This window comes from Bacillus sp. 05T31, assembly GCF_056396725.1.
This window is the reverse complement of record NZ_JBFTMA010000391.1, coordinates 1-5,664: the sequence shown is the minus strand read 5'-3', so window position 1 is coordinate 5,664 and position 5,664 is coordinate 1. Positions and strand designations below refer to the sequence as shown.

Sequence of the window (5,664 nt, the reverse complement as noted above, 5' to 3'; positions counted from 1 at the left end):
TCCTTGAAGTAACGAATAATATTTTGTGGTCATATATTCTTATTGCAATGCTAATCGGCTTCGGTCTTTATTTCTCTTTTAAATTAAAATTTGTCCAAATTACTCATTTCAGTGAAATGGTCAGTTTAATTAGTAAAGGGTTCAATCGAAAAGAAAAGAAAAAAGATAGCGTCTCTCCATTCCAAGCATTTTGCTTAAGTGCAGCTGCACGTATTGGTATCGGGAACTTAGCTGGTGTAGCACTAGCAATTTCAATGGGCGGACCTGGCGCAATATTTTGGATGTGGTTTATCGCTATTATCGGTGCAGCTACTAGTTTTGTAGAATGTACGCTCGCGCAAATTTATAAAGTAAAAGATGGAAGCAGATTCCGTGGTGGACCAGCATATTATATGGAAAAAGGGTTAAACAAACGCTGGATGGGTGTCTGGTTTTCACTTCTCATTACAGTTGCATACGGATTAATTTTCAATTCAGTACAAGCAAATACAGTAACAATAGCGTTTGAAAATGCTTTTGGATTAGAACGAACTATCGTAGGAGCTGTATTAGCTTTATTAGTTGCGGTAATTATTTTTGGTGGTATTAAAAGCATTTCACGTATTACAGAAATGATCGTTCCGCCAATGGCAATCATTTATATTGGTGTGGCTGTTTTTGTCGTTATTAACAACTTCAATATGTTACCAAGCATTTTCATGGAAATATTTAACGGTGCATTCGGTTTAGACCAAGCCATCGCTGGTGGTATTGGAGCAGCAATCAAATTCGGAATTCAGCGCGGTTTATTCGCGACAGAAGCAGGTATGGGTAGCTCTCCTAACGCAGCTGCAACATCAGATGTATCTCATCCTGTAAAACAAGGACTTGTTCAAGCAYTAGGTGTTTTCGTAGATACATTCTTAGTATGTACATCAACAGCRTTTATCGTATTATGTTCTGGACTTTACAAAGGATCRAATTTASAAGGAATTGAATTAACACAACAAGCATTAAGTTCACAAATYGGACCATGGGCAAGCACTTTCTTAGCGATTATTATTTTCCTATTCGCTTTCAGTTCTTTACTAGGAAACTACTATTATGGTGAAACAAATATCGCATTCATTAAAGAAAGCAAAACATGGTTAATGATTTATCGTGTTGCAGTTGTCGGAATGGTGTTCTTCGGATCAATCGCTGCCCTTCAAACAGTTTGGAGCTTAGCTGATTTATTTATGGGACTAATGGTATTCACAAACTTAATTGCCATCTCATTCCTTAGCAAATTTGCCTACGCAGCATTAGTAGACTATATAAAACAAAAGAAACAAGGAAAAGATCCTGTTTTCGTTGCAAGTTCTATCCCTGGCTTAAAAAATACAGAGTGTTGGGATGGGCAAGATTTAGAAGAGAAGAAACAAGCTATTTAACAATAAAAATCCCTATTACTTCACAGTAATAGGGATTTTTTATTTACAACAGTTCATAATTTGTTCAAATTAATTCCAGCAAAAGGGTTGATTTATACAAATTACTAGATTATAATAATTATAAATTAGTAATTCATATAAAATAATAACTCAAGAGGAGATTGATCATAATGAATACACAAGTAATCGAAGCATTAAACAAACAAGTAGCAAACTGGAGCGTTTTATTTACAAAACTACACAACTTCCATTGGTACGTAAAAGGACCTCAATTCTTCACACTACATGAAAAATTTGAAGAGCTTTACACAGAATCAGCTACTCACATCGATGAAATCGCAGAACGYATTTTAGCAATTGGCGGCAAACCAGTAGCAACAATGAAAGAATACTTAGAACTATCTTCTATTCAAGAAGCAGCTTACGGAGAAACTGCAGAAGGGATGGTCGAAGCAATCATGAAAGACTACGAAATGATGCTAACTGAACTGAAAAAAGGCATGGTAATCGCTCAAGAATCTGACGACGAAATGACATCTGACCTACTACTAGGCATCTACACAGAACTAGAAAAACACGCTTGGATGCTACGCGCATTCTTGAATCAATAATATATTTAAAAGCGGAGGTGGCTTGCTCAGAATGTGAGGGGGATGGAGCTTTTGACGTAGAGGCGCTCTTTGCCTCGCAGGAAAAAGCGAAGCCACCGAACATTCTAGCCACCGGAGCTGGATATTATGTAAAAGCGCAAGCGTCTCACTCAGAATCGCAGGACATTGGAGCTCTCGACCTTGAAGCGCTTTTTGCTTCGAGCGAGAGAGCGAAATGACCGGAGATTCTAGCCGCTGGAGCTGGATATCATTAAAAGCGCAAGCGGCTCACTCAGAATCGCAGGACATTGGAGCTCTCGACCTTGAAGCGCTTTTGCTTCGAGCGAGAGAGCGAAATGACCGGAGATTCTAGCCGCTGGAGCTGGATATCATTAAAAGCGCAAGCGGCTCACTCAGAGTCGCTTCTTTTATGTAGTAATCACACTTGGTCGTACATAAAATTATATCGGTGATTTTTCAAATATATCGATCATAACTCACAATATATCGGCGATTTTTTCATTTTATCGGCGTTTCGACAAAGAATATCGCTTTACCAACAAATCACGACAATAATAGCCCTCCCCTCCACTATTTTTATCAATATATTACAATCTCTTTTATCCCGCATTAACGGGCAGTAAGATCCCCACCTCAAAATTCAACGAAAGCAAAGAAGATAGGCGGTGGATCAACTGCCCATAAAAGCCCGATTGGTGAGGGCTAATAATCAGTGGGGGATGCCCCCCACTGATTAAAGTTTCACTTTATGTTAAAATATAGGAAACACCCTTTAGTAATTAGATCCAAAAAGCTTGTCCAAGTTCATCATTTACTACTTAAATGACGGGAGTGGTTCAGTTGAAAGACTACTTAATTAGAGCGTTTTTTGCGTTAATAACAGTTGGGATTCTCTTACTCATAGCTAATATTTTCAACATACGTGTCGAGGTTAAAGACTATGCTTTCCTCGTTGTTGTAGCTATTGGTGGCGGCTGGGGTGGCTGGTACCTGTATAAAAAACAAAGTAACAATAACAATAACAATAAAGGCATTCCGAAATAATATGGAATGCCTTTTTTCTATAATACATAATCAAGCTTAAACCACTAATAAAATCAGTCCCCAAAAACATCATACAACACATATTCTATCGTAAATAAAAAGAATTCATTTTGAATATAGAAATAGTCCAAAATCTTGCATAACAGAGGTATGCCCCATTTGCCGCAACATTGTGGCTATATTCCCACGGTGATATGCTCCGTGGGTGACGACGTGTAGTATTGTTTCAGAAACCGTCGTATCCAGGAGCCCAGCATACGGATTATCAACCTCAAACACTTTTTCATAATCTTGTTGACTACTTAAAAGTTCTTTATATCGTTTAGATAATTCATAAAAACTAGTTTCCATTTCCTCAATATTTTTTGTTTCTAGCTGTTCTTTCAATTGGTCTGTGTGTACCATTGCATCACTCATACTTTTGCCAGAAATGATCTCGAGCCAGGCTAAATCTGTGAGGTATATGTGAGACATTACTTTTGCCACCGAAGAAAAACCACTCTTAACTTCCTTATGGAAAATGTCTTGCGGTAGTTCTTTTAATTAAAATAAATTGACATGTGTTCCCAAAAATCTATATAAAAAAACAAAGTAATCAAAATGATAAAGACATTCCAAAGTAATATGGAATGCCTTCCTTTTTATTTCCGTCTATAGTAAATAACGAAATTCAGACCACTCATCAAAACAATCCCAATAAACATATTAGAAGACTGCACATCGCCGCCTAAACTATATTCATCGGCAATAAATCCTAACATAACAAGTGTTATCGCAGAAACACCAATACATATAACCGAAATAAACCAAAGCGAAAACTCATTAATCAGCTCTTTCTTCTGTCTTAAAACAATTGGCATAACAAGAATAGATGCTGCTAAAATACTTTTAAAAACAGGCCGTAAATACACAAACTCCTCCATCTATTTCTCCTTTTCCCAAAACATCATATATTAACATTAATATATTTAACTAAATTAAAAACACATGCCTTTTCAAGATAAAATGACATGTGTTTCCAAAAACATCTATAAAAWTGTAYTATGATARCTGCTTCCACTTMGTTCCTAAAACAGGACGCTCATAATTTTGGATTKCATGAATTAGTTTATCTGCCGTCTCAGCTGAAACGATCAACTCTTTATTTGATGGATTCATAAATCCTTCTTCTGCTGCACGTTCAACCATTTGCAAAATTGGCCCATAAAAGCATTTTATGTTCAATAAACCAACCGGCTTATTATGTATACCAATTTGTGACCAACATACTACTTCAAATAGCTCTTCAAACGTTCCGTATCCGCCTGGTAATGCAATAAAAGCATCCGCAAGCTCTGCCATTTTCGCTTTGCGCTCGTGCATCGTTTCTACTTCAATTAATTCTGTTAGCCCTGTATGAACAATTTCTCCTCGGAATAGACCGCGCGGCATAACACCTGTTACACGTCCGCCTAAGCGAAGAACTTCGTTTGCCACTTCTCCCATTAATCCAACGCATGAACCGCCGTATACAAGCTCATAATCGTTCTCAACAAACATTTTCCCTAACTCTATTGCCTGCTCTTTAAATTCTGGTCTCTCTCCTAAATTTGAACCTGCAAACACACAAATCTTTCTCATCCCTACACCCCGAAACTATATATTGTTATGATACAATGGGTATTGTACAACATATTGAAGGGATGAGAAAGAAATGGATATCGTCGCATTTCAAAGATGGGTTGAGGAATTTTACGAAAAACGAAGCTGGTCACAGTATAATTCCTTTATTCGCTTAAATTTCTTAACTGAGGAAGTTGGGGAAGTTTCACGAGTTGTTCGCGCAATCGAAATTGGCCGTGATCGTCCTGACKAAAAAGTGAAAACAGAAGCAGAACTAAAACAAGAGTTAAAAGAAGAACTTGGTGATGTACTTTCTAATCTTATTATTCTTTCACAAAAATATGATTTGGATTTACAAGACATTATGGAAACACACGTCACAAAGCTTTCAAAAAGGTTCGAAACATCTAAATGAGAATATTATCAATTGTGATATAATGTTCTTGTCAAAAGAATAAGGGGGATTTTATGTTATCTAAAAAATTGCACGACGTACTAAATGAACAAATGAATTTTGAATTTTACTCTGCCCACGCTTATATGGCAATGGCTGCTTACTGTACAGCGGAAAGCTATGATGGATTCGCTAACTTTTTCCTTGTACAAGCTGAAGAAGAGCGTTTCCACGCAATGAAGCTTTACAACTATATTAATGACCGCGGTGAGCGCGCTATTATTACTGGATTTGATAATCCTAATAATGAATACGAATCTGTAYTRAAYGCTTTTGAAGTAGCACTTGAGCACGAGCGTGAAGTAACGAAGCGCATTTATCACTTATCTGATATCGCTTGGGATGAGCGTGARCATGCAACAATTACMTTCTTAAAATGGTTCGTYGAYGAGCAAGTAGAAGAAGAAKCTTCATTYGATAGCATCATCCAAAAATTAAAACGTATTACAAGCGATTCAAACGCATTATTTATGCTAGATGCTGAAYTAGAGAAACGTACATTTACGCCTCCAGCTGAATAATATTTTGATCACCTTAATTC

The 5,664-nt window shown here is 37.0% G+C and carries 7 protein-coding genes and 1 pseudogene; 5 read left to right on the top strand and 3 right to left on the bottom strand.

Going from position 1 to position 5,664, the window contains the following annotated elements:
* The 3 genes from AC1DJR_RS20090 to AC1DJR_RS20080 all read left to right on the top strand — a co-directional run.
* Positions 1-1,412, top strand: a 1,412-nt coding sequence (locus AC1DJR_RS20090; protein WP_477003346.1) for an alanine/glycine:cation symporter family protein, incomplete at its 5' end; no start/stop codon positions are given.
* 170 nt (positions 1,413-1,582) lie between these two features.
* Complete coding sequence (locus AC1DJR_RS20085) at positions 1,583-2,023, top strand: Dps family protein (protein WP_002034654.1); 441 nt, start codon at positions 1,583-1,585, stop codon at positions 2,021-2,023.
* An 840-nt stretch (positions 2,024-2,863) separates the two neighbouring features.
* Positions 2,864-3,067, top strand: coding sequence for a hypothetical protein (locus AC1DJR_RS20080; RefSeq protein WP_215576650.1), 204 nt, complete (start codon positions 2,864-2,866; stop codon positions 3,065-3,067).
* 105 nt (positions 3,068-3,172) lie between these two features.
* Here the strand turns inward: AC1DJR_RS20080 and AC1DJR_RS20075 are convergent.
* From AC1DJR_RS20075 to AC1DJR_RS20065, 3 genes and pseudogenes are all read right to left on the bottom strand, one after another.
* Positions 3,173-3,610 (bottom strand): annotated as a pseudogene (locus tag AC1DJR_RS20075) (DinB family protein); the annotation flags it as partial.
* Positions 3,611-3,708: 98 nt separating this feature from the next.
* Complete coding sequence (locus AC1DJR_RS20070) at positions 3,709-3,990, bottom strand: hypothetical protein (RefSeq protein ID WP_429686447.1); 282 nt, start codon at positions 3,988-3,990, stop codon at positions 3,709-3,711.
* Positions 3,991-4,108: 118 nt separating this feature from the next.
* Positions 4,109-4,687 (bottom strand): LOG family protein, encoded by a 579-nt coding sequence (locus AC1DJR_RS20065; protein WP_477003347.1) that lies wholly within the window; start codon positions 4,685-4,687, stop codon positions 4,109-4,111.
* 73 nt (positions 4,688-4,760) lie between these two features.
* Between AC1DJR_RS20065 and AC1DJR_RS20060 the strand changes: the two genes are divergently transcribed.
* Both AC1DJR_RS20060 and AC1DJR_RS20055 read left to right on the top strand, forming a co-directional pair.
* Complete coding sequence (locus AC1DJR_RS20060) at positions 4,761-5,084, top strand: MazG nucleotide pyrophosphohydrolase domain-containing protein (RefSeq protein ID WP_477003345.1); 324 nt, start codon at positions 4,761-4,763, stop codon at positions 5,082-5,084.
* Between the two features lie 53 nt (positions 5,085-5,137).
* Positions 5,138-5,644 carry a ferritin gene (locus tag AC1DJR_RS20055; protein WP_477003344.1) on the top strand — a complete coding sequence of 169 codons (507 nt, stop codon included), beginning with the start codon at positions 5,138-5,140 and terminating at the stop codon, positions 5,642-5,644.
* The last annotated feature ends 20 nt before the right edge of the window (positions 5,645-5,664 follow it).

Bases quoted from the DNA above. Each gene is read 5' to 3' on its own strand.
- AC1DJR_RS20070 (WP_429686447.1), bottom strand. From the start codon at position 3,990: ATGGAGGAGTTTGTGTATTTACGGCCTGTTTTTAAAAGTATTTTAGCA.